The sequence below is a fragment of the Novosphingobium sp. genome (genome assembly GCF_039595395.1).
Lineage (GTDB): Bacteria > Pseudomonadota > Alphaproteobacteria > Sphingomonadales > Sphingomonadaceae > Novosphingobium.
In genome coordinates this window covers 97376-121460 of record NZ_JBCNLP010000005.1, presented here as the reverse complement: position 1 = coordinate 121460, position 24085 = coordinate 97376, and the positions used below count along the sequence as shown (strand labels likewise).

The following is a 24085-nucleotide window of genomic DNA, read 5'->3' as shown; positions in this document are numbered from 1 at the left end:
GCACAATCAGGCCGCCAGCCTTGCGCGGGTGGCGGCCATCTTCCCTTCGTCCAGATCATAGAGCCAGATGAAGACGCCATTGGCGATGAAGAGCAGCGCAGGCACTGCGGTATAGCCCAGCGTCAGCGCGGTCATCGCGCTATGGGGCTGTTCGACCAGTCTGCCGCCGGTGGTGGGAATGTAATGCGCCGCGCGCAGGCAGAGGCCCAAAATGGCCACACCGAGCGCAAAGCTGGCCTTTTCCACCACCGCCACGGCCGAGGAGAGCAGCCCCTCGCGTGCCATGCCGGTGATCAGCCGGTCATAGGCCATGGTGTCGCCCAGCATCGAAATCGACATCAGGATCAGCGAACCTGACCCAACCCCGGCAAAAATGCCGCGCACGATGATCTGCCCCTCACTCACCCCCCGGCCTACGGCCAGCCAGCTCAGCGCCGTTGCGCAGAACACCAGCACGCCCACCAGATAGGTGCGATGCTTGCCGATGCGCGCGCCCATCCACACCCAGAGCGGCATGGAAAGAGCCGTGGCGACATTCGAGGTGGCGGTCAGCGTGATCTGGCCGGAATAGCCAAGGTTCAACACATTGAGCAGATAGAGCAGCCCGGTCGAACCCATGCTGGCAAAGGCCAGGAACTGGAACACCTTGGCGCCCAGCAGCAGCATATAGGGCCGGTTGCGCGTGATGAGGCGCACCTGGCGGCCAAATGGCACCTTCTGTGCCGGGCTTTTCTCATCCTTTTGCGCATGGGTGGCCGGAACGGCCAGCACGGTGCCTGTCATCGTGCCGAAGATGACAAGCGCCATCACCACGCCCATCATCGCATAGGCCGAGCCGCCCGCGCCGCCCGCCTTGATGACTGCTGCCGTGCCCGCTGTCGCCAGCATCTGGCCGATGGACACAAACACCGTCCGGTAGGAGATGAGCCGGGTCCGCTCGGCAAAGCGGTCGGTCAGTTCCGCGGGCAGCGCCATATAGGGCACGGCAAAGAGGGAATAGGCCGTGGAATAAAGGATCTGCGCCGCGATCATATAGGCAATGAGCGCGCTGGAACTGAGCGCTGGGGGTGCGAACAGCATCAGGAAGCTGGCCGCCGCCAGAATGGCGCCCAGCAGCATGAAGGGGCGGCGGCGGCCCCAGGCGCTGCGGCTACGGTCGCTCATGTTGCCGATGAGAATGTCGACGAAGGCGTCATATAGCTTGGCACCCATCATCAGATAGCCGGCAACTTCGGGCGACTGGCCCAGAACCGTGCTCATGAAGGCGGGGTAATAGGCTGTCACGGCGTTGAGCATGATGGACACGCCCACCGTGCCCAATCCAAAGCCCAGACAGATCTTCATCGATAGCCGTTGCGCGCTCATCACGGATTCCGGTCAGCAGGGGGTTGAACAAGGAATGCGGCCATGGCTTGCGCCTTGGCGGTGTCGCCGGGGGGCACGGCCTGCTCCGCGCCCTGCGGCAGCACCGCCATGGCCCGCGCAACCGAGGCGTTGAGGAGTGCCAGTTCGGTTTCGGGCTTGAGCAGCAGGGTAGGGGCCGCAACCTGCGCCATCCGCGCGAAGGTGGGATATTCGAAGGCGGCGATATAGGGCTTGGAATAGGTGTCCCAGTTTTTCAGCACGTCGAGCGTGATGCGGTGCAGCACCTCGGGCGAGGGCATGGGCACGGCCAGGCGATGCTCGGCATCCTGCATGAAATGGGGGAAGAACAGCGCCTGATCGCGGCAGAAGTTGAAGGCCCAGATGAGATGGCGGCCATAGGCGTCGGGTTCGACGCGCGGGGCATAATTGGCCACGACGGCGGCCCGCATCTCGTCGGAATATTCGGTGATGCCGTCAAGCACCAGACGGCGGCAGCGGCCTGGATAGGCGGCGGCAAACTCGCAGGCGATCCGTGCCCCTGTATGCGAGCCATAGAGATCGACCACCTCGATCTCCAGAGCGTCGAGCATGCGCAGCACACTGTGGGCGAAATAGGCAATGTCGGGATGGTCGGGGGCGGGCGCGGCGCTGTCGCCATTGCCCAGCGTGTCGGGTGCCAGAATGGCGCTTTTATGGCCAGCCGCGCGCAAGGCATTCATCAACCCCTGCATGAAGCTGCCCGAAGCCGGTGAGGCATGGAGCAGGACGAGCGGCACGCCCGCCTTACCCGGCAGGCGGCGCAGATGCATCTGCCCTTCCTCCAGCGTGACAAATTCGCGTGTGATCCCGGTTGCGTGGATGGATGTCATGGACGGCAGGCTACGCTCCCCTGCCGCCAAGCGCCGTGCCGCGCTGATCTTATCCAGCAGGCGGATAAGTTGCCACGAGGGACGTTCGCCGCCAGCCCGGTCGTGCTGCTGTCACGGCCATGATGTTGCCCCAGCCCCAAGACGACGCGGCGCTCCTCGATGCGCTGAACCTGTCCGGCCCGATGAACATGGCCGAGGCGATGGCGGTGATGGAGCGGTGGGATCTCGATGCCATCGTGATGGGACAGCCGGTGAATGTCTTTCATGCGCTGGGCCACTGGCCGCAGATTGCCCGCACCCGGATCGGTCAGCCACCGGGCACTTTCGCCATTCTCTCGCGTCGCCATCCCGAGCAACCGCTGCTGGTGACCAGCCGTTTCCTGCACTATTACACCTTTGCCGATGGGCGCGCGCAGCCGCGCGATGTCTGGCTGTATGACGATCTGACCGACACCGGCGACCTGGGCCAGAACGGCGATGTGCCGATGTGTCCCGATCGCGGCCTCGCTCCGCTCTCGCCGCTCGAAGCGCATCGTCTGGCCACCAGCGCCGCTTCGCTGAAAGAGCGGGCGGCCTATCGCAACGCGGGCGGCGCGCTGGTTGCCGCGCTCAAGGCCTGCGGGGCATGGGGTGGCCGGGTGGGGTGGGACGATGGCGTGGTGCCGGTGGTGCTGGCCCGCCACGATCATCCGGGCGAAGCGGTCCATGCCGAAAACGCGCTGCGCGAAATCCGCCTCATCAAGTCGCCTCTGGAACAGGCGCTGATGGCGCGCGCGGCGCAGGCCAATGCGCAGGCGCTGGCCGCCGTGGCGCAGGGCGTGCGGGCCGGGGCGACCTATCGTGACCTTCACGCGCTCTTCAAACGGGAAACCGCCAGCCGGGGCAACACCGCCGTCTTCCTCAATGTCGACCGTTCCTCCTCGGAAAGCTGCCCCTACACCATCGCCGACGGGCAGGCGCTGTTTCTCGACGCGGTGAGCCAGTTTCAGGGCTATCATGGCGATTTTGCCCGCACGGTGTTCGTCGGCGAACCCACGGGCGCAGCGGCGCGGGCCGCTGATGCCGCTGCCTTTGCCTGGCAGGCGGTGCGCGAGGCGTTGCGGCCGGGCCTGCGTTTCAGCCAGATCGTCGCGCTCGGTCAGGACGCCCTCAAGCGTGGCGGCCATGATGTGGCGATCGGCTTTGGCCCCCATTCCTGCGGTTTGGCCCATACCGATGAGCCAGGGCAGGATGCGGGCGGTTTCTGGCGCAAGCCCGACATCGAACTGCGCGAGGGCATGGTCATTTCGGTCGATTGCCCGGTGCTCGACACCGGCATCGGCGGCTCGGCCCATTGCGAGGATTTGGTCCTCATCACAGCCGATGGTTGCGAGCCCATCCATATTTCCACACCAGCGGTGATCATCGTATGACCAGACATTTCATGTTTTCCATCGGCCTGTCCGAGGCGGCGATGGCCGACCCGGCCTATGCCGCCAAGGTCCTTCCTCTGGCCGAGGAGGTGGGCGTCGATCTGCTGGTGCTGGGCCATCCCCAGGCCTTGCCCTTCGATGCGCAGGTGATTGCCGCCTGGGCCGCCCCGCGCCTGACCCGCATGGGCGTGGTGCCGCTGGTCTCGACGCGCCTTGGCCATCCCTTCCATCACGCCCGCTCGCTCTCGGCGATCGACTATCTGACCGGCGGCCTGCTCGGCTGGTGCCCGGTGGCCGAAGATGGCGATGCCGAGCGTCTCGCCGATATGGTGCTGGCGACGCGCGCCCTGTGGGATGGCTGGGATGCCGATTGCCTCATCATCGACAAGGAGAGCGGACGTTATCTCGATTCCACCAAGGTGCGCCCGAGCCATTATGTCGGCAGCCATTACAAGACGCGGGGCCCGGTGAATGCCATGCGCCCGCGTCAGGGCCATCCGCTGCTGGTGTGCAATGCGCTCTCGCCCTTTGCCGTGCCGGGCATCGATGTGATGATCGTGGAGGCGGATCAGGCCGCGCCGGAGGGCGCGCGGCGCCTGCTGCGCGTCGGTGTGGATCTGGACAGTGTCGCCATTGCACAGGCCTTTGCCGAGGGGCGGATCGATGGTGTGCATGTCGATGTGGACGCGGCGCTCGGCCAGTTGCCGCTGGTCGCCCAGCGCCTGGCTGGACTTATTACCCCCTCCGCCGCCGGCGGCACGCTGCGTGAAAGGCTGAAGCTGGCCGCGCCCACCCAAGCCGCTCAAGAGGAGATCGCCTGATGCCCCGTCCCCTGCACTTGTGGGCCTTCCTTCAGGGTATCGGCCATTATCCCAGCGGCTGGCGTCATGAAAACGCGAAGCCCGCCGACGTGTTCTCTATGGATTATTACAAGCGCGTGGGACAATTGGTGGAACGCGGCTGCTTCGACGCCATCGTCTTTGGCGACCAGATCCAGTCGCGCGGGGCAGGGGGACACACGCCCGAGCGGCTGGCCATGCCCACGCTCGACCCCATGGCGTTGCTCTCGGCCATTGCTTCGGTTACCGAGCATATCGGGCTGGTGAACACGCTTTCGACCACATACTGGTCTGCCGAGGGGCTGGCCCAGCGCTTTGCTACCATGGACCGGATCAGCGGCGGGCGGGCCGGGTGGAACATTGTGACCTCGGCTCATCCCGACACCGCCTTCAACTTTGGCGAGGAGGAACTTCCCGAAAAGTCGCTGCGCTACAGAATGGCGGCGCAGGTGGTGGCCGAAGCGCAGGAGCATTGGCGCGCGATGAACCACGAACTGGGCAACTCGCCCCAGCAACGCCCGGTCTTCGTGCAGGCAGGGCAATCGGCGGATGGGCGTGACTTTGCCGCCCGCGTCGCCGAGGCGATTTTCTGTCCGGCACCCACGATGGAAGCCGGCATCGCTTTCCGCAACGACATGCGGGCGCGCGTGACCGCCGCCGGGCGCGACCCGGACGGGGTACGGATCATGCCAGGCCTTTCGTTCATCCTGGCCGAAAGCGAGGAAGCGGCCATCGCCAAGGATCAGGCCCTGCTCGATCTGGCCGATGAGGCTTTGTGCATTGAATATCTGTCAGAAGGTCTGGGCGTTGATCTGACGACATGCGATCCTGCTGGCCCGATCCCCGAGGATCTGATCCTCGACCAGACCATCCTGCCGCGCGCGGACATCGCCCGCGCGCTGGAAAAGCCGGTGGCCACCGGCCTGTCGCTGGGCAAGTTCGCCGCCGGCTACGTCCGCACACCGCGCGGACACAATGTGTTTCGCGGCACGGCGGCCCAACTGGCCGAGATGATGATCACTTGGGTGGATGCGGCGGCCTGCGATGGCTTCACCCTGCAGCCGGCCTATATGCCGGGCGAGCTGGAACTCTTCGTGCAGGAGGTGGTGCCCATCCTCCAGGCGGCAGGCGTGCTGCGCAGCGCCTATCCGGGCCAGACCTTGCGTGAGACCATGGGCCTGCCGCGCTGGCCGGCGGATATGGCCGCGTGAGGACTCTGCTGGCTGCCGCCGCCCTGGCCGGGGCCGGTATCACTGGGCCGTTGCCAGCGGCGCCTGCGGCCGAGCAGCCCAATGTGAACACCGATGTCGCCGCCGTGCGGGCGCGCTGGGCCGCGCCGCCCTCGCGCTTCGTCACCGTGGATGGCGTCCCCATCCATGTGCGCGAGGAAGGGCCGCGCCATGCACCGGTCGTCGTGCTGCTGCATGGGTCGATCGTCAATCTGCATCAGTGGGATCTGGTGGTGCCGCGTCTGAAGCGCAGCTACCGCGTGGTGCGGTTCGACTGGCCGCCCTATGGGCTTTCTGGTCCCGATCCCACGGGAGTTTATACGACCCCGCGCGCAGCCGCTCTGATGGACGGCCTGATGCGCCAATTGGGTTATAGCCGCTTTGCGCTGGTTGCCACCAGCAACGGGGCCAATGTCGCGCTGGAATACAACCGGGCCTATCCCGGCCATGTCACGGCCATGGCCTTTTCCATTCTGCCGCTCGAACGGCCGAGCCAGACGCGCAAGATCGGCGCGCGGATGCAGGAACTGATCGCCGAGCAGAAAGCCAGAACCCCGCAATGGCGCAGCCACGCCTTTTTCCGCGAGGTGTTCAAGGATACGACCTCGCCCGGTTTCGAGCCGAAGGACTGGATGGTCGATTCAATCTTCGACGCCGACAATCTGCCTGGCGCCTACCGCAACCAGCAGGCGCTGCTGGCCGCCAATGTCGAGCTGTTCAAGACCGACCTGGTCGCGCGGGAAACAGCGGCGGTGCATGGGCCGGTGCTGATCCAGTGGTGCGGTCTCGATACGGTCATCAGTCAAAGCGAGGATTCGTCAAAGCAGCGCTTTCCCAATGCGCAGGTCGAAGTGGTCAACTATCCGCAGCTCGGCCATTTCCCGATGTGGGAAGATCCGCAGCTCTTCACCCGCGACCTCAAGGCGTTTCTCGACCGGCATCCTTGGCGCGAACCGCATCGCGCGAGACCATAAGCCAGCTAAATCCGCCGCCCGGGTAGCGGTCTGTCTGCGGCAAAGGGCCGCGGGGCATCGTCCGCGCGGCCCTTTGCGTTTTGCCCGGTCCGCTGCCCTGGCCGGATACTCACTGTGCGGATAGTTCCGGCACTTGGGGCAATCCCTGCTCAAAGCACGTCCATACCAAATTCCAAGTCTGAAGTTGGAGTGCATGAGAATGACAGGGGTAGAACGATGCCAGGTTGCGATCGTCGGGGCGGGCCCCGTCGGCACGGTTCTGGCCACTCTCTTGGCCAAGGCCGGCTATGATGTCACCGTGTTCGAAGCCGGTGCGGATTGTGCGCAGGACCTGCGTGCATCGACCTTCCATCCGTCGACGCTCGAAATGCTCGACGAGATCGGCATCACTTCCATGCTGCTCGAGCGTGGTCTCAAAGCGCCGGTCTATCACTGGCGCGACCGGGCCAGCGGCGAGGTAATCGACTTCGACCTGGCCGAAATTGCTGACGCCACGCGCTATCCCTTCCGAATCCAGTGCGAGCAGTATCACCTCTCGCGCGGGCTGGCCGAGGGGCTGGCACAATATTCCAACGCCAGGGTGCTCTTCGGCCATCGCCTGCTCACCTTCGAGCAGGACGATGCGGGGGTGAACCTTGCGGTGGAAACCATGACGGACATCCTGCGCTATCGCTGCGATTACCTGATCGGTGCCGATGGTGCCAATTCGATCGTCCGCAAGTGGCTGGGCATCGAATTTGACGGCTTCACCTATCCCGAACGCTTCCTCACCCTGTCCACCCCGCTGGAACTGGCCGAGTTTCTGCCAAATCTGGCCTATGTGAACTATGTGTCAGATCCGTCGGAATGGTTGGTGCTGCTGCGCGTGCCCTCGGTGTGGCGCGTGCTGGTGCCGACCGACGCCTCGCTGGGCGACGAGCATCTGAAATCGGACGCCTTCAAGGACGGCATTTTCCGCCGCCTGCTGGGCAGCGACCTGCAGGTGGAAACCGGCCACCGCACGCTCTACCGCGTGCATCAGCGCGTGGCCAAGAGCTTTGGCCATGGCCGCGTCTATCTGGCCGGAGATGCGGCGCATCTCAACAATCCGCTGGGCGGCTTCGGCATGAATTCGGGCGTGCATGACGCCTTCAACCTGTTCGAAAAGCTGCAGCCCGCGCTGAAAGCCGGCAAGCCGACCGAGGATCTGGCGCTCTATGACCGTCAGCGCCGCACCGTGACGCACAGCTTCACCCAGCAGCAGACGATGGACAACATGGCCTATATCAAGGGCGGTTCGGACGAGGCTCACAAGCGCCGCCGCGAGGCGATGCTGCAGCTCAAGGCCAATGACGAGAAGCGCCGGGCCTATTTGATGCGGCAGGCGATGTATGAAAGCCTGGCGCAGGCCGATGCCGTGGCTTGATGCCTGAACGGGGGCGTTGCCGGTGCTGGCGCCCCGCCATCCGGCCTCGCCCTTATCTCTGCCTAGCCTGACTTTGAAAGGAATGCATGCATGGGTGACGTTCTGGGCTGGCGCAAGCTGCTGGGCGTGATTGCCCCTTCCACCAACACCGTGGTCCAGCCCGATATGGAGCGCATGCGCCCGGTTGGGGTGACCAACCATATCAGCCGGATCCACGTAGAGGACCCGGTGGCCCTGTCGAATGAGGATTTCCTCGTCGGAACCCAGGCCATTTCCGATGCGACCCTTGATGCGGTGCGCTCAGTGATGACGGCCAGGGTCGATTATCTGGTGCTGGGCATGTCGGCGGTCACCTTCTACGGCGGGGTTGAGGGCAGCCGCGCGTGGAAGGCCAATGTCGAGGCGGTTGCTGGCGTCGGCGCCAGCACGGGTGCCGAGAGCGTGGCTGCCGCGCTCAAGGCCTATGGCGGGGTCAGGACCGTCAGCTTCGTCTCGCCCTATTACCCGGTCGCCAATGCCGAAGTGCGGCGCTTTCTGGAGGAATCGGGCTTCGAGGTGAAACGTGACACGCCCCTGCAGTGCAAGTGCTGGACCGACATTGCCAAGGTATCGCCCGATGATCTGCGCCCGGTTCTCGACGCGCTGGATGGCGATGATGTCGACGCCATCGTCCAGGTGGGCACCAATCTGTCGATGGTCGATCTGGCGGTGGAGTATGAACGCAAGCTGTCCAAGCCGGTGATCGCCATCAACACGGCTACCTATTGGCACGGTCTGCGGGCCTGCGGGATCGAGGACAGGATCGAGGGTGTGGGCCGTTTGCTGGCCGAATTCTAGGGGTGGATGGCGGATCGCCGCAGGGGCGTCCCACTCCGGCCAAAGGCGGGCGGGGCGGGACCGGGGCGGTCCGCCATCCTTGAAACGGGGAGTTGCGCGTGATTCAGGAAGTTCTCGTGCTGCGCTGGCTGCATATCCTCTGCATGGTCTATTGGCTGGGCGGCGAATGGGGCATTTTCCACACCAGCTTCAACATTCTCAACCGCAACCTGTCGATGGAGGAACGCCGCCGCCACATGGAAACGGCCTATCGCATCGACATTCTGGCGCGCACGGGCATCATCACCCTGCTGCCGCTGGGCCTGCATATGGGCAATATCTATGGTTTGCAGCCCTATGGCGGCAATTTCCTGACCTTTATGTGGATCTTCGTCGCACTGTGGCTGGGCCTGTGCTGGAGCGCGTTTTTCAAGCGAGAAACCGATCTGGGCATCAAGCTGACCAAGATCGACGAGGCGGTGCGCTATGTGCTCATCCCCACAATCTTTATCGTCGGCATTTCGTCGCTGCTCGGCCTTGGACCCTTCGAGGCGGGCGAGGGTAGCCGCTGGTATGCCACCAAGTTCACCCTTTATGGCTTTACGCTGTGCATCGGGCTGGGCCTACGCTGGATCATGCGCCGCTGGACCACGGCCTTCCGCATTCTGGCGCAAGGGCCCAATCCGCAGATTGAGGCGGTGCTGGAGCGTGACTTTCTGCTGGGTCGCTGCATGGCCTATGTCTATTGGGTGACCATTGCCGGCATCTGCTTTTTGGGGACGGTCAAGCCGTTCTGACCGGGCGGAACGCACGCATTTCGGGCGCGGATGTTTGCCATCCGCGCCCTTTTTCATGCTCCGCGGCAAAAGGCGCCATGAAAAAGACCCCGACACCGTAGGGTGCCGGGGCCAAGTGCGGGCTTGTCAAAGGGGCACTGCACCATTGTCCCTGAAAAGCTGCCTTACAAAGCGCCCACCGTTCCTTGCGCGATGAGCGCTTCTACCCTGCTTTCATCATAGCCCAGCGCCGCCAGCACCGAGCGGGCATCGCGGCCGGGCTGGGGCAGGTGCTGCTCGGCACCGGGGCGGAGGCCTGCCATCTCCAGCGGCACGGTGGGCAGCCGAGTCTCGCGTCCATCGTCGAGCACCACCGGTTCCAGGCCACCCTCGGCCAATTGCGGGTCGTCGAACAGTTCCTCGGGCTTCCTGACCGGGGCAAAGGGAATGCCAGTCCCCTCCATCAGCGCGATGACCTCCGCGCGGGTGTAACCCGCGACCTTTTCACGCACGACAGGCAGGATGCGATCGCGCGCCAGCACGCGGCTGTTGTTGGCGCGCAGGCTTTCATCGGCCCATAAATCGTCAAAACCCATGAGCGCGCAAAACTTTTCCCACAATGTGTCGGACACCACGCCAAGAAAAATGGGCAGGTCTTTCGTCTCGAACACGTCATAGATGGCCCAGGCCGAAATGCGTGCCGGCATCGGGGCGGCAGCCTTCCCGGTCACCGCGAACTGGGCCATGTGCTGGCCAACCAAATAGGTTGTTGTCTCAAACAGGCTGGCGACAACCTTTTGGCCCTTCCCAGTGCGGTGGCGTTCCTCCAACGCGGCCAGAATGCCGATGACGCCGAACATCGCGCCCGTCACGTCGATGACGCTGCTGCCCGCGCGCAGCGGACGCCCCGGCGGTCCGGTCATATAGGCCAGGCCACCCATCATCTGGGCCACCTCGTCGAGCGCCGTGCGGTTTTCGTAAGGGCCGGGCAGAAAGCCCTTTTCACTGCAATAGATGAGGCGCGGATTGACCGTGCTCATCGCTTCATAGGACAGGCCCATGCGGTCGAGCGCGCCGGGGCGGAAATTCTCAACCAGAATGTCGGCGCCCCCGATCAGGTCGCGCGCCACATCCACGCCTTCGGGCGATTTGAGGTCGAGGCAGATCGACTGCTTGCCCCGGTTGTACATCGAGAAATAGCCCGAGCCCGAGCCGAGCAGGCGGCGGGTGGCGTCCCCGCCCAACGGCTCGATGCGGATCACCTCGGCGCCAAGACTGGCCAGAATGTGACCTACCGCCGGGCCCATCACCATATGGGTGAACTCAATAACGCGCAGTCCCGCGAGCGGAGTGGGATTCTGGCTCAACGGGCCATCCTTTCATGATAATCCATCATCACGCCGGCATCGGGCGTGAAACCATACAGCGGTTCGCCGGGCAGCGCCTCGGTCAGGATGGCACGCACCGTCAGCAGTTTTTCCAGATCGATCCCGGTCTCATAGCCCATCGCGTTCAGCATCAGCACGAGATCCTCGGTCACCAGATTGCCCGAGGCGCCCGGCGCATAGGGACAGCCGCCCAGCCCACCCAGCGAGGCGTCGAGCGTGGTGATGCCCTCATCGAGCCCGGCCAGCGCATTGGCCAGCCCCAGCCCGCGCGTGTTGTGCAAGTGCAGCGTCGTCAGCACCTCGCCCACCTCGGCGCGCACGGCGCGCACCAGACAGCGCACCTGCGCCGGATCGGCATAGCCGGTGGTGTCCGAGAGGCTCAGTTCCTTCGCCCCCGCCTCGACGCTGGCCACGGCCAGCCGCACGACGGTGGCCTCGGGCACGGCCCCCTCGATGGTGCAGCCAAAGGCGGTCGAGAGACCGACAGCGAAATGCACGCCCCCCTGCGCCGCAATGGCAGCCATGGCCGCAATCTCTTCGACCATCTGCTTGTGATCCTTGCGAACATTGCGGATGGAATGGGTTTCGCTCATCGAAAAAGGCGCGGAAAAGCCGTGAACGCCCGCTTCGACCGCACGCGCCGCGCCCTTGGCATTTGGCGCCAGCGCCACGACGTTGAGCCCCTCGATCCCGCGCGCAAAGCGGACCAGTTCGGCGGTATCGGCCATCTGGGGCAGCAGGCTGGGCGGAACGAAACTGCCCACCTCGATCTCGCGCACGCCGCAGGCCGCTTCAGCGGCAATCCATGCCTTTTTGGCATCGAGCGGCATGACCGGCTTGATCGACTGCAGCCCATCGCGCGGGCCGACTTCGGAGAGGGTGATGAAGGTCATAGGTAGATCCATGGGCGCTCGGCACGGTCGGCGCGGGTCCAGGCCGCGATCGCGCTGCGCGATTTGAGGGTGAGATCGATGACATCGAGCCCTTCGAGCAGCATGTCCCGCGCCTCCTCCTCGATCGGGAAACTGTGGGTCACGCCCTCGCAGGTTAGTGTCTGCGCCGCCAGATCAATGGCGACCATGTGGCCGGCAACGGCCTCCACCCCATCGCGGGGCAGCACCAGCGGCAACAGGCCGTTGCGGATGCAGTTGGCGGCGAAAATCGGTGCGAAGCTGGGTGCGATCACGCAGCGAATGCCATATTCGGCTAGCGCCCAGACGGCATGCTCGCGGCTGGAGCCGCAACCGAAGTTGGAACCCCCAGCGAGGATTTTGGCCCCGGCATAGGCGGGCTGGTTCAGCACGAAATCGGGATTGGGCTCACGCCCCTGTGTGTAACGCCAAGGGGCGAACATGCCCTCGGCCAGCCCGGTGCGCCCGGTGTTTTTGATCTCGCGGCTCGGGATGATGGCGTCGGTGTCGATGTTGTCGGCTAGCAAGGGGGCGGCAATGCCCGAAAGCGTTGTAAAGGGGGTCATGCTTGTGCCTGTGCCGCGATGGGGGTGGGGGCCAGCTTGCGCGGGTCGGCAATGGCGCCGGCGATGGCGCTGGCCGCCACGACTTCTGGGCTGGCAATATGGGTACGGATGCCCGGACCCTGCCGCCCCTCGAAATTGCGGTTGGTGCTGCTGATGCTGCGGCTGCCGGGCGGGAAGCTCTCGCCCCCGGCAAAGAAGCACAGCGAGCATCCGCTCATCCGCCATTCAAACCCGGCCGCCTCGAAGATCTTGTCGAGACCTTCCGCCTCGGCGGCGCGCTTCACCGCGCTGCTGCCCGGCACCACCATGGCCTTGCGAAGGGTGGGAGCGACATGGCGCCCTTTGAGCAGCGCCGCCGCCCGGCGCAGGTCAGAAAGGCGGGCGTTGGTGCAACTACCGATGAAGGCAACGTCGATGGGCGTGCCCTCAATCCGCTCACCCGCGGCCAATGCGATGTAGTCATGGGCGCGCTGCGGTCCATGCGGGATGACACCGTCGATCGGCATGGCATGCTCTGGGCTGGTGCCCCAGCTTACCATGGGCGCGATCGCTGCGGCATCGATCAGGATCTCGCGGTCGAAGACGGCGCCATCGTCGCTGCGCAGCGTCTGCCAATAGGGATCGTTGAAGTCGGCGGGCGCATAGCGGCGCCCGGCCAGATAGGCAAAGGTTGTCTCATCGGGCGCGATAATGGCGGACATGGCGGAAAATTCGGTCGCCATGTTGCACAGTGTCATTCGCCCCTCGATGTCGAGCGCGGTCACCGCGCTTCCAGCAAACTCCACCGCATGGCCCGCGCCGCCGCCGGCGCCATGGGTGGCGATCAGCGCCAGCGCCATGTCCTTGGCGGTGACGCCCGGTGCCAGCGCGCCCTCGAAGCGCACGCGCATCGTTTTGGGCCGGGGCAGGCGTAGTACGCCTGTCGCCATGGCGTGCTCGGCCTCGGAAGCGCCGATGCCCCAGGCCATGGCGCCCAGTGCGCCCTGGGTGCAGGTGTGGCTGTCAGGCGCAACCAGCGTGCAGCCGGGCAGCACGATGCCCAGTTCGGGCGAGATCACATGGGTGATGCCCTGATCGGGGTCCGTCACATCGAACAGCGTAATGCCCGCCGCCTTGGCGGCAGCGCGGGTTTCGGTGATGAAGGCTTGTCCGCCCTCCATCAGCGTCTGGTCGCCGCGCCCGATGCGCGTGTCCACGATATGGTCCATCACCGCGAACACGCGCGCCGGATCGGCCAGCGTACGGCCCGACACCGCCATGCTTTTCAGCGCGGCAGCCCCCGTGCGCTCGTGCAGGAAGACCCGGTCGATCGCCACCAGATCGGCCCCTGCCGCAGTCGTGGCCACCACATGGCGGTCCCAGATCTTGTCGATCAGCGTCAAGCTCACCGCGCCGTCTCCAGATCGACAATGACCTTGCCGCTCGACGCGCCGGAGAGCAGGCGTTCCACCCCGTCAAACACGCTTTCAAGGCCATGGTAGCGCGGATCATCAAAATGCACCTTGATGCGTCCCTCGTTGTATAGCGCAAACAGCTTCTCGCGCGCGGCGGGCCAGTGGGCGGTCATCAGCCCATTCATGAAGCCGCGCACCGAGGCGCCCTTGTAATAGATGGCATTGGCGATGCGCGGGCCGCTGACGATCTCGGGCTTGCCGTTGAGGTCCGCCGCCGCGCCGCCCACCACCAGACGGCCATGATTGGCCAAATTGGCGAGAAAGGCATCATGGATAGCGCCGGATACGGTATCGACCGCCACGTCGAGCGCATTGTGATAGTCGGCGTCCAGCACCGCGCGCACATCCTCGGCCGTGTAATCGATCACCCGCGCCGCGCCCAACGAGCGCACGAAGGCAGCCTTTTGCGCGCCGCCGCAGACTGCCACGACATGGCATCCGCGCTGGGCGGCGATCTGGACCAGGAAATGACCGAGCCCGCCTGCCGCCGCGGAAATCCCCACCGTTTCTCCGGCCTTCAATTCCCCGATGACATCGAGCGCGACCATCGCCGATACGCCGGTGCTGCACAGCGCCAGCCAGTCGGGATCGGTGGAAGGCACCTTGAGGAAATCGCCCGCCGGACCGATGTTCGCCTCGCGGTAGCCGCCGGTGAAACGCGTGGTGACCACCGCGTCGCCCACCGCCAGCCCTGTCACGCCCGGCCCCACCGCCTCGACCTGCCCCAGCGCTTCCACCCCAGTGTAGGTGGGCAGGGTGATGGTGACATAATCGACGCTGTTGCGCGCGATCTGCGTGTCGAAGATGCCGTTGATGCCGCAATAGAGGTTGCGCACGCGCAGCTGGCCATCTCCCGGCTGCGTGAGCGGCACGTCGCGGATCACGCAGCCCTCGCGGAACGATGGCGCGGTCTTTTCCAGACGGATGGCGCGATACGTGCCGTTCACTGGGGGAATCCCAGACCACTCGGGTTGAACGTGCCCTTGGGGTCAACCACCGCCTTCACCGCATCGAGCACACGCAGGAACGGTTCATTGCGGCTCTCGCGGTATCTGTAGCTGCGGCCGATCTGGAAATGGGCACAGCCATAGCTTTCGCAGATGCGCTTCACCTGTTCGCGCGCCTCGTTGACCAGCGCGCTCGCTTCGGGCGCGTCACCCAACTGCCTGAGCTTGGCGAGGTGGGATGGTTCCACCATGCTGGCATGGATGGGGCGATAGCCCTGCGGCCAGAAGAAGACCGGCTCCATCACGATGGCGTTGTTGTGCAGCGTGGAGAAGAGGAAGCCGGTGTGGATGCCGAGCCGGTCGAACGCGCCCTGCATGCTGTCGAAATAGGCCTTGATGTCGGTGAACATCTTGGGCGCATTCGTCAGGCTGACCTGACCATGCACCGGAACCCAGCTTTCGCCTTCGGGCCCCAGAATGGAGTTGGGCGGGGGAAAGGGCATGGCGCGGATCACCTTGGCGATGGTGTTGGCAATCTCCACGCCGTCAAAACGGGCGGCAATCTCGCGCGCCGTGGCCATGTCGTGAGCGACGCCTTCCGCGCTGCGTCCTTCCGCCGTGATGTGGAGGGGATATTCCTCCTCCTCGATGAAATTGCGCCCGGCTGTGGCCATCTTCACCGCCGATTTGATCGACTTGAAAAGGTTTTTTTCCTTGAGCATCACCGCGCCCAGCGCTTTCACGTCGGCGGTCATACCCATGCGGCGCATGCGAACCTTGGTGAGGCCCGGGTCAAAGCCGCAGGTTTCCGCCGCGATGCCCGCGCGCGCCATTTCGGCCAGCGCTTCGAGCATCTGGGGCCCGGTCTTGAAGCTGAAACTGGCGCTGTCCTCATGCTGGGGGCGGCGCATCAGGCGGAAGGTGACCTCCGCCTTGATCCCCAGCGTGCCGGCATCACCCATGAACAGCCCGGCAAGATCGGGGCCGTAATGACGGTAGAAGGGCGTTTCGCCATCCGTGCCGCGGGCACCCGTCTTGAGCACCGAGCCATCGGCCAGCACCACGCTGATGGCGATCACGCTTTCCGAAGAGGTGCCATAGTGGCCGCAGCCGAACATGGCGTTGAGGTTGGAGAGGCCGCCGCCGATGGTCGACCAGATGCCGCTCATCGGCCCCCAGAACGGCAGGCGCAGGCCGAGAGGAGCGAGCGCATCGTCGATCGCCTTCCACGAGCAGCCCGCCTCGACGGTGATGGTCATGTCATCCTTGCTGATCGCCAGGATGCGGTTCATCCGCTGCATGCCGAGCGTAATGGTCGTGTCGGTCGCGGGAATATAGCCGCTGGTGTAGCTCATGCCGGCGCCGCGCGGGGCCAGGTCCACCCCGGCCTGCGCTGCCAGACGCACCACGGCGGCCAATTCCTGCGTGTTGGCGGGCGCCACGATCAACAGGGCGCGGTGGGGGGACACGCTCCAGATATCCTCGCTGACCAGCGCCAGGCTCTGGGCATCGTCGCGCAGGTTCGCTTCGCCCACGATGGCCGCCAGGGCCGCGCGAAGGTCGGAGGGCAGTAAGGTCGGGGCCAGCGAGGCTTGCGTCGACATGGGCAACTCCAAGAGATCGAATAAATGGATATAGAGTTAGATCAAATATAAGGAAGCCCCGCGCCGTTTTATCCTCCTGTCGGATGAAGGATGGCGGGAGGGAGGCGTTCAGCCCTGCATCGCGCGTTGGGCTGCCGACAGGCCAGCACGCCGCCCCAGCGTCACCGCTGTGCAAAGACCCATCGCTGGCAGATAACCCCAATGGGCCGGGCCAGAGACGCTGCGCGCCGCGCCTCCGCCCGCGAACAGATTGGGGAAGGGCGTTCCGTCCTCTCGCAACACGCGGGCCGCCCCGTCGATCAGCAATCCGCCCTGGGTATGGTAGATCGCGCCCACCACCTTGAGGGCAAGAAGCGGGCCCTGTGGCGGGCTCGCATCGTCCCAGCGGCGCCCCATTCTGTCGGGCTGGCCGCTCGCCTTGGCATGGGCAGCATCGGCCAAGGCCTCGGCCAGCGCTTCGCCGGGCACGTCGATGGCGGTGGCCAGCGCGGAGGCATCCTCGCCCCGCCGGGCCGCGTTCAAGCTGGCGAGTGCCTGCATGTCCGGCGTATAGGCCTGCGCGGCCGCGATCCTTTCGTCATAGATGACCCAGCACGGGCCGCCCTGCGCCATGACGGGATGCACCATGCCGGCGATGTCCTCGCTCTCGTCGCAAAACCGTTCCCCTTGCGCGTTGACGAGGATGCCGCCATCGACAATCACGCCGGGCACCACGGAAATGCCCTGAGGATCGGTCAGCATGGCATAGCCCTGATAGGCACCCATGTCGCCGACTCCAGCGCCCAGGCGCTGGCCCAACCGCACCGCAGTGCCGTCATTGCCTTCGTGGCCATTGTTGCGTGCCTGCGCCATAACCGGAATGTGCTGCGCCACCATCGCGTGATTGCCGGCAAAGCCACCACTGGCCAGAATCAGCGCCTCGCAGCCGACATGTTCGAGCGAACCATCGCGCCGCGCCAGTGTGATGCCGCGCACGGTGCCGTCGCTGTCGGCGTGAATCTCCTGAAGTCGCGCGCCCAGCATCACCATCACGCCTTCATCGTCGAGCCGCTGGTGCAACAGATCGACCATGTCCTGCCCGGCATGGCCGTGCCAGCCATGCATGCGATAGGTCGACAGCCCGTAAGCAGGCTTGAACCCCAGATCGAGCTCCCATGGCAGACCCAGGCGCTGCGTCATCCAGTCCAGCGTCGGGCCCGATTCATCGGCCAGCAGCCGGGCGATCCCCGGATCGGCCAGGCCCTTTGTCTTGGCCATGATGTCGTCGTAGAGCGACTGGGCGGTGTCGGCGATGCCCTTGGCCCGCTGAGCCTGCGTGCCCGCAGCGCAGATCAGCCCCATCGACATGCCGGTGGTGCCCATCGGCCGCTCGTCCGCCTCCACCAGCAGCACCTCGGCCCCGGCATCGCGTGCGGCCAGCGCCGCGATGCAGCCGCAGGCACCCCCACCCACGACCACCACCGGCAGTGAATATTCGAAGTCGATCATGCGCCGGGGACCGCCTCATCGGGCATTTCACCGCTGGCGACCTCATCAGCAACGAGGGCCGCCTCATTCTCCTGCTGCACAATGCGCAGAATGCGTGCGATGAACTCCTGATTCCACATCTGCCGCTCGGCACTGGCATGGGCGTCGGGGGTGAAGCTGTCGATTTCCTCTTCGGCCAGAATACCCTTAGCCTTGAGCAACCGTTCAAGCGTGTCGGAGCGCTGGCGCGCCACAGCCAGTTCCTGGGCCAGCGTCATGGTGATGGCCAGCACCCGTTCCACCTGCGGCTCCAGGAAATAGGGGCGCTTACCCGCAGGCTTGGCACCTGCCTCCTTCAGCGCGTCGTTGAAGCTCATGCCACTGCTCCGATCACATGCCATGCGGCCTTGCGGCCATAATCCTCGGTGTCGTCCTGCGCGGCATCGGGGAAGAGTTCGCGGTCCACCACGCCATAGACGCCGCCGTGGATGATCCTGTCGCGCTCGAAGCCGGCCCGCACCATTTCGGCGTCCAGGTCCATCTCATGCATCCGGCTCCAGAAGGGCTCGTTGTTGTAAAAGGCATCCCAGTCGCGCATCGCCTGCTCGAAGAGCGGCATGTCAGGAGCATATTGCGGCTGCTCGACATGCAGCACGATGCCGCCCGGACGCAGCAGCCGGCGCGATTCGCCAAAGATGTTGCGCAGTGCGCGGGTCGAGAGCTCGTGGAGGAACATCGTCGTCTGCACCCAGTCGAAGCTGCCATCCTCGAACAGGCCGGTCAGGTCTTCGGCGCTGGCCTGCACGAAGCGGACATTGTTGACGCCCAGCGACTTGGCTCGTGCCAGACCATAGCGCAGCATGGGCGCGCCAAGGTCAACGATGGTCAGTTCCGCCTCGGGAAAGGCCTGGGCCAGAGGCAGGCTGGAATGGCCGACCGTGCCGCCAAATTCCAGGATGCGGCGCGGGGCAAAATCGGGCACATTTTTCTTCACCCACTGCACCACCGCATGGCCGCCGCCATCGGAATATTTGCCCAGCAGGCCGCCGGTGGTGACGAAACCGGCATGATCGTAATTGGCGCCATTCGTCACATCCCCGGGCGCATATTCGGTGTGATAGCTGCCCGGCATGCAGTGATGATCGACCGCCGAGACGTAGCGGGGAATGGCAAGGTCGGGGTTGAGGGTCAGCCGGTCATCGCCGTGGGTCAGGGCGCTGGCGCGCGCATTAAGGCCCTCGCGCTGGCGGATCGCGGTCCAGCGGCCGGCCTGCTGGCGCTGCTCCATCGTCATGCGGCGCAGCGCGGACCAGGTGCAGAAGGCCTGGTCGCCCAGCATCGCCTTGCGCGCCTCATGGCGGTTGCCGATGGGGCGGCCATGAGCGGCGGCAAAAGCGGGGGCGACGCGCGCCTTATAGGCTGCCTTGACGCCGGGCACGACGCGGGCGGCCAGATGGCGGTTCATCTGGGCGAGGAAGTTGATCCGCTCGATCTCGTCGTGGCTGGTTTGGGGGAAGACGCCGTGGCGACCGATCACGCGATAGTCGGGCGGCCCGTCATAGTCGGCGGTGGGGCTGTTGGGACGCTTCGGGTCGGCCACGGCTGAGTCCTCCATTTGGTATATTGATATGCTATATTGCCTCGCTCCTCAGAGCAAGCTAGCATGCCGATCACGCGGACAGATCGTTATCGGGCGGGGTTGGCCTGCCCGTCTGGCGGTCAACCCGCGCTGTCCGCGTGCGGCTTGCGGGCAATCCCTTCACGCTGGCCACCACGCTTTCTCGTCCCTACCGTGCCCGCCTGGGCATCGTTTCAGCATCATCAGGAGCTGGCCATGCGCATTTTCGCCCTGTTCAACCTCAAGCCCGGCGTGGACCCGCAAGCCTATGCTCAATGGGCGCGCACAGTGGATATTCCCACCGTCAACGCCCTGGGGTCGATCGCGGGGTTCCGCGTGTTCGAGGCCACCGGTTTGCTCGGCAGCGATGCGAAACCGCCCTACGGCTATATCGAAGTGATCGACGTCGCCGATATGGACCAGTTTGGCCGTGATGTGGCGACCGAGGCGATGCAGGCGGTTGCAGCAGCCTTCAATGAAATGGTCGATGTTACCTTCCTCACCACGCGGGAAATCACGGCGTGAGCGGGCGTTTCGCTGGCAAGGTGGCGGTCGTTACCGGTTCGGGCCGCAAGGGTGGCCTGGGCGAGGCGATCGCCCGGCGGCTGAGCGAGGAGGGAGCCACCCTGGTCATCTCCGACATCGGCGCCAGCCGCGATGCCGCCACGCCCGAGACGATGATTGGCGGCACGGATGAGATGAAGGCGATTGCCGCCAGCCTGCCGTCCCCGGCCAGCACCTGCGTATGCGATGTGCGCGATCCCGATCAGGTGCAGGCGCTGGCCCACCATGCGGTGGCCACCCATGGCGGCATCGACATCTGGGTGAACAACGCAGGCATTGGTTATATCATGAAGCCATTGGCGGACGTCTCCCCCGCCGATTGGCGTGCCGTCATCGACGTTAACCTGACAGGCGCATGGTTTGGCCTGCAGGCGGCGGCGCAGGTGATGGTGAGGCAGGGGCGCGGCGGACGCATCGTCAACATCGCCAGCCAGGCCGCCAAATCGGGCTTTCCTCATGCCCAGGCCTACACCGCTTCCAAACACGGGCTGGTGGGGCTCACCCGCTCGGCCGCGATCGAGTTGGGCGAGCATGGCATCACCGTCAACAATGTCTGCCCCAACCATGTCACCACCGGCCTTGGCGCCTGGCAGAACGAACATTTTGCCCAGCTTCAGGGGCTTTCGGTCGAGGAATATCTGAAGCGCATGGCCGGGCGCATCCCGCTGGGCCGACCGGGCCTGCCGGGTGATACGGCCGCGGCGGTCGCCTTCCTGTGCAGCGAGGATGCGGTCTATATCACGGGCGAGAGCATGAATGTCTCGGGCGGCGAGGAGCCGCACTGATGACAGCCAATCCGGCGGAAAGGTTGATCGACCACGCGCTGGCCCTGAGGTGGGAGCATATCCACCCGGAGGCGCGCGAACAGGCGATCACCTTTCTGCACGATACGCTGGCGGTGGGCGCGGCGGGTGTGGGCGCGGCCCATGCCGACGCCATCCTTGCCATGGTGCAGGGCTGGGGCGCGGGGGATACGGCTGGCATCCTCGGTCGCCCCGGACAGCGACTGCCAGCGGCATCGGCGGCCTTCGTCAACGCTTTTCAGATCCATGGACAGGAGTTTGACTGCGTTCACGAATCGGCAGTGTTGCATCCCATGGCAACGCTGCTGGCCGCGCTTCTGGCCGAGGCCGGGCGCGGGGCGCCGGTGACCGGTGAGCGGTTCCTGACCGCGATCGTCGCGGGGGTGGATGTGGCGGTGACGCTGGGCCTGGCCGCGCCTGGGCCGCTCAAATTCTTCCGCCCGGCCACGGCGGGGATCTTTGGCTGCGTGGTGGGCATTTCCTCGCTACGTGGCCTGCCGCGTGAGGTGGCGCTCGATGCCTTTGGCCATGCGCTGGCTTTGATGTCCGGCACGATGCAGGCGCATCTGGAAGGCAAGCCAGCCCTGCCGGTGCAGGTGGCGGCCGCCGCGCGCAACGCGCTGGTGGCGGTGGACCTGGCCGTGGCGGGCATGCCGGGTGTGCGGGACCCGCTGGTCGGCCCCTTCGGCTATTTCCCGCTGGCCGAGGTGCGCGAGGAACTGGATGCCGCCATCGCCTTGCTAGGCCACGGGCATCGCATCACCGAGGTGAGCTGGAAGCCCTTCCCCACAGGCCGGGCGGGCCATGGCGGCATCGTCGCCATGCAACGTTTGATGGCGCGGGGCCTGACCGCCGCGGCATTGGAGCGTTTCGACTACCATGCCCCGCCGCTGATCCAGCGCTTGGTGGGTCGCTCGGCGCGCGCTGGCATGGAGCCGGGCTATGCGAGGCTGTGCCTGGCCTATCTGGTGGCCGGCGTGCTGGTGCGCGGCGGCATCGGCCTTGCCGATTTTTCGCGCGCCGCGCTGGATGACCCGGCGGTGCTGGCCGTCGCCGCCAAGGTCCGCGTGCTGGATGATGGCAACAGCGATGCGGCGGCTTTCGTACCGGCCCGCGCCGTTGCGCATCTGGTGGACGGGGCGACCATGATCGAGACGGTGGAGGCGCAGTTCGGCTCGCCTGCCTGGCCCCTTGCGCCCGACGAGCATGCCGCAAAGGCGAAAAGCTGCCTCGCCTTTGCGGGGCTGGAACAGATTGCGGATGGCCTGGCGCTGGCCATGCCCGGCTTTGCGCGGGCGCCAGATGCCCTCGCCGCCATCCGCCAGACGGGAGTGATGGGATGACCTTGCTGAGATGCGCGACCCATGTGGTGGCCGATGTGGCCCGCGCTGCGGACCGTTACGTGGAATGGATGGACTACCGCCTCGTGGAGCAAGGCGTCGTTAGTGAGGCGCTGGGCGCTTTGTGGATGGCGCCGGCCAGCGTGGGCCAACCCTATGCCCTGTTGCAGCCCGCCTCGGGGGCCGACACTTTCCTGCGGCTGGTGCAGGGCACACCGGTGGCGGGTTACGAGCCGATCCGCAGCTTTGGCTGGGCGGCCATCGAACTGTGCGTCACCGATGTTGAGGCGGTGCACGAGCGCATGATCGCCTCGCCCTTCGAGGTGATCGGTCCGCCCAAAAATCTGGACGGCTTTGCGACGGTGAAGCCCATGCAGGTGCGCGGGGATGACAAGGAGGTCGTCTATCTGACCCAGATGCTGGTGATCGGTCCGGAACATGGCCTGCCCAGCCCGACCTCGCTGGTGGACCGCCCTTTCATCATGGTGCTGGCCTGCCCGGATCTGCGCGCGGGTGCGCAATGGGTGAAGGATGTGCTGGGGCTGGAGGTGATCGACCCGGTCGCCATCCATTATTCGATGATTTCCAGAAGCTTCAACCTGCCCGAGGGCGAGAAGGTGGAACTCGTCACCGCCAAGTGGCAGGGCGAAGTGTTCCTTGAGCTTGACCAATATCCGGCAGGCGCCACCGCGCGCCAGAGCGTGGCGGGCGAACTGCCCCCCGGCGTTGCCATCACCACCATGACCCACCCCGATTTCGCGCGGCTGAGCACCCATTGGGCGGTGGCGCCGATGGTGCTGGAGGGGCCGCTCTACCGCGGGCGCCGGGTCGGGATGCTCGCCACGCCAGAGGGAGCCCTGCTGGAGGTGATCGAGCCATGAGTCAGACTGTCAGGCGCGGCTTTGTCGATCTGCCCCATGGGCAGATGCATTACCGTGAGGCGGGCGAGGGAGCGCTTGATGGCGCCCCGCTGCTGGTCATTCATGCCTCGCCCGGTTCCTCGCGCCAGCAACTGGGACTGGTTGCGGATTTCGCGCCCCATACGCGCGTCATCGCGCCCGATACGCCCGGCAATGGCGACAGCGAGCCGCTGGGGCCCGAAGAACTGACCGTGCCGGATATGGCGGCGGCTTATCTGGCCTTTCTGGACGCGATGGGGCTGGAGCGGGTGCATGTCTATGGCTCGCACACCGGGGCGGCCATCGCCGCAGAGCTCGCCATTATGGCGCCGGCGCGCGTGGCGGGCGTGGTGCTGGACGGGATCAGCGTGATGGCACCGGACGAACTGGCCGATATCATGGAGCATTACGCCCATCCTTTCACGCCCGATCTTGAGGGCACCTACCTCCAGCGCATCTTCCAATTCTGCCGCGACCAGTATCTGTTCTTCCCCTGGTACAAGCGGGACAGGGCGCACCAGCGCATCGGCGGGCTGCCCCATCCCGATGACCTCTACGCCTGGGTGCTGGAGGTGCTGAAGGGCGCCAGGACCTATCACCGCAATTACCGCGCCGCGTTCCAATGGGATGCGCTGGGCCGCATGCCTTTGGTCAGCGTGCCCGCGCTGGTTGTCGCAGCGGATAACGATCCGCTCGTGGCGGGCACGCATCAGGCGGCCCATGCGCTGCCCAAACCGGCCTATGCCCAACTGCCCCGCTTCGACGATGCTGATTTCCGCGCCCGGCGAAAATCCGCGCTGATGACTTTTTACACCGGGGGCTGAGACATGGACTGGACT

General features: G+C 65.4%; 23 protein-coding genes. 12 read left to right on the top strand and 11 right to left on the bottom strand.

The annotated features are described in order from the left end of the window. Positions 1-6: 6 nt before the first annotated feature. Together ABDW49_RS19970 and ABDW49_RS19965 are read right to left on the bottom strand one after the other, a co-directional pair. Positions 7-1365 (bottom strand): MFS transporter, encoded by a 1359-nt coding sequence (locus ABDW49_RS19970; protein WP_343614607.1) that lies wholly within the window; start codon positions 1363-1365, stop codon positions 7-9. Beyond that, positions 1365-2234 carry an alpha/beta fold hydrolase gene (locus ABDW49_RS19965; RefSeq protein WP_343614605.1) on the bottom strand — a complete coding sequence of 290 codons (870 nt, stop codon included), beginning with the start codon at positions 2232-2234 and terminating at the stop codon, positions 1365-1367. Before ABDW49_RS19965 ends, ABDW49_RS19970 begins: the two co-directional genes overlap by 1 nt. 119 nt (positions 2235-2353) lie before the next feature. Here ABDW49_RS19965 and ABDW49_RS19960 point away from each other — a divergent pair, with 119 nt between their 5' ends. The 7 genes from ABDW49_RS19960 to ABDW49_RS19930 all read left to right on the top strand — a co-directional run bounded on the left by ABDW49_RS19960 (position 2354) and on the right by ABDW49_RS19930 (position 9706). Further along, a complete protein-coding gene (locus ABDW49_RS19960; RefSeq protein WP_343614603.1) occupies positions 2354-3646 on the top strand; it encodes a M24 family metallopeptidase in 1293 nt (430 codons plus the stop codon). Next, a complete protein-coding gene (locus tag ABDW49_RS19955) occupies positions 3643-4467 on the top strand; it encodes a nitrilotriacetate monooxygenase (protein WP_343614602.1) in 825 nt (274 codons plus the stop codon). The genes ABDW49_RS19960 and ABDW49_RS19955 overlap by 4 nt, the downstream gene beginning before the upstream one ends. Beyond that, a complete protein-coding gene (locus ABDW49_RS19950) occupies positions 4467-5696 on the top strand; it encodes an LLM class flavin-dependent oxidoreductase (protein ID WP_343614600.1) in 1230 nt (409 codons plus the stop codon). The genes ABDW49_RS19955 and ABDW49_RS19950 overlap by 1 nt, the downstream gene beginning before the upstream one ends. After that, positions 5693-6688, top strand: a complete 996-nt coding sequence (locus ABDW49_RS19945; protein ID WP_343614598.1) for an alpha/beta hydrolase — start codon at positions 5693-5695, stop codon at positions 6686-6688. Before ABDW49_RS19950 ends, ABDW49_RS19945 begins: the two co-directional genes overlap by 4 nt. 199 nt (positions 6689-6887) lie before the next feature. After that, positions 6888-8093, top strand: coding sequence for an NAD(P)/FAD-dependent oxidoreductase (locus tag ABDW49_RS19940; protein WP_343614596.1), 1206 nt, complete (start codon positions 6888-6890; stop codon positions 8091-8093). A 90-nt stretch (positions 8094-8183) separates the two neighbouring features. Then, on the top strand, positions 8184-8930 hold the full coding sequence (locus tag ABDW49_RS19935; protein ID WP_343614594.1) for an arylmalonate decarboxylase: 747 nt from the start codon (positions 8184-8186) through the stop codon (positions 8928-8930). Between the two features lie 98 nt (positions 8931-9028). Continuing rightward, complete coding sequence (locus ABDW49_RS19930) at positions 9029-9706, top strand: hypothetical protein (RefSeq protein ID WP_343614592.1); 678 nt, start codon at positions 9029-9031, stop codon at positions 9704-9706. A gap of 164 nt (positions 9707-9870) precedes the next feature. Here the strand turns inward: ABDW49_RS19930 and ABDW49_RS19925 are convergent, their stop codons facing one another. The 9 genes from ABDW49_RS19925 to ABDW49_RS19885 all read right to left on the bottom strand — a co-directional run bounded on the left by ABDW49_RS19925 (position 9871) and on the right by ABDW49_RS19885 (position 19622). After that, positions 9871-11052: a CaiB/BaiF CoA-transferase family protein gene (locus tag ABDW49_RS19925; protein WP_343614590.1), complete on the bottom strand. Its 1182-nt coding sequence runs from the start codon at positions 11050-11052 to the stop codon at positions 9871-9873. Continuing rightward, positions 11049-11966, bottom strand: coding sequence for a hydroxymethylglutaryl-CoA lyase (locus ABDW49_RS19920; RefSeq protein WP_343614588.1), 918 nt, complete (start codon positions 11964-11966; stop codon positions 11049-11051). The genes ABDW49_RS19925 and ABDW49_RS19920 overlap by 4 nt, the downstream gene beginning before the upstream one ends. After that, positions 11963-12550, bottom strand: coding sequence for a 3-isopropylmalate dehydratase small subunit (leuD, locus tag ABDW49_RS19915; protein WP_343614586.1), 588 nt, complete (start codon positions 12548-12550; stop codon positions 11963-11965). The genes ABDW49_RS19920 and leuD overlap by 4 nt, the downstream gene beginning before the upstream one ends. Further along, on the bottom strand, positions 12547-13938 hold the full coding sequence (locus ABDW49_RS19910) for a 3-isopropylmalate dehydratase large subunit (protein ID WP_343614584.1): 1392 nt from the start codon (positions 13936-13938) through the stop codon (positions 12547-12549). The genes leuD and ABDW49_RS19910 overlap by 4 nt, the downstream gene beginning before the upstream one ends. Further along, complete coding sequence (locus ABDW49_RS19905) at positions 13935-14951, bottom strand: zinc-binding dehydrogenase (RefSeq protein ID WP_343614583.1); 1017 nt, start codon at positions 14949-14951, stop codon at positions 13935-13937. Before ABDW49_RS19905 ends, ABDW49_RS19910 begins: the two co-directional genes overlap by 4 nt. After that, entirely contained in the window at positions 14948-16555 is a 1608-nt protein-coding gene (locus ABDW49_RS19900; RefSeq protein ID WP_343614581.1) for an FAD-binding oxidoreductase, read from the bottom strand. The genes ABDW49_RS19905 and ABDW49_RS19900 overlap by 4 nt, the downstream gene beginning before the upstream one ends. A 108-nt stretch (positions 16556-16663) precedes the next feature. Next, complete coding sequence (locus ABDW49_RS19895) at positions 16664-18043, bottom strand: FAD-dependent oxidoreductase (RefSeq protein ID WP_343614580.1); 1380 nt, start codon at positions 18041-18043, stop codon at positions 16664-16666. After that, complete coding sequence (locus ABDW49_RS19890; RefSeq protein WP_343614579.1) at positions 18040-18399, bottom strand: hypothetical protein; 360 nt, start codon at positions 18397-18399, stop codon at positions 18040-18042. The genes ABDW49_RS19895 and ABDW49_RS19890 overlap by 4 nt, the downstream gene beginning before the upstream one ends. Continuing rightward, positions 18396-19622, bottom strand: a complete 1227-nt coding sequence (locus ABDW49_RS19885) for a class I SAM-dependent methyltransferase (RefSeq protein WP_343614577.1) — start codon at positions 19620-19622, stop codon at positions 18396-18398. Before ABDW49_RS19885 ends, ABDW49_RS19890 begins: the two co-directional genes overlap by 4 nt. 234 nt (positions 19623-19856) lie before the next feature. On the opposite strand from ABDW49_RS19885, the gene ABDW49_RS19880 reads away from it, so the two are divergent. The 5 genes from ABDW49_RS19880 to ABDW49_RS19860 are packed head-to-tail and all read left to right on the top strand — an operon-like array spanning position 19857 to position 24070. Beyond that, on the top strand, positions 19857-20165 hold the full coding sequence (locus ABDW49_RS19880) for an REDY-like protein HapK (protein WP_343614575.1): 309 nt from the start codon (positions 19857-19859) through the stop codon (positions 20163-20165). Further along, positions 20162-20989: an SDR family oxidoreductase gene (locus ABDW49_RS19875; RefSeq protein ID WP_343614573.1), complete on the top strand. Its 828-nt coding sequence runs from the start codon at positions 20162-20164 to the stop codon at positions 20987-20989. The genes ABDW49_RS19880 and ABDW49_RS19875 overlap by 4 nt, the downstream gene beginning before the upstream one ends. Continuing rightward, a complete protein-coding gene (locus ABDW49_RS19870) occupies positions 20989-22350 on the top strand; it encodes an MmgE/PrpD family protein (RefSeq protein ID WP_343614571.1) in 1362 nt (453 codons plus the stop codon). Before ABDW49_RS19875 ends, ABDW49_RS19870 begins: the two co-directional genes overlap by 1 nt. Further along, positions 22347-23228, top strand: a complete 882-nt coding sequence (locus ABDW49_RS19865) for a VOC family protein (protein ID WP_343614569.1) — start codon at positions 22347-22349, stop codon at positions 23226-23228. The genes ABDW49_RS19870 and ABDW49_RS19865 overlap by 4 nt, the downstream gene beginning before the upstream one ends. Continuing rightward, positions 23225-24070 (top strand): alpha/beta hydrolase, encoded by an 846-nt coding sequence (locus ABDW49_RS19860; RefSeq protein ID WP_343614567.1) that lies wholly within the window; start codon positions 23225-23227, stop codon positions 24068-24070. The genes ABDW49_RS19865 and ABDW49_RS19860 overlap by 4 nt, the downstream gene beginning before the upstream one ends. Positions 24071-24085: the final 15 nt, after the last annotated feature.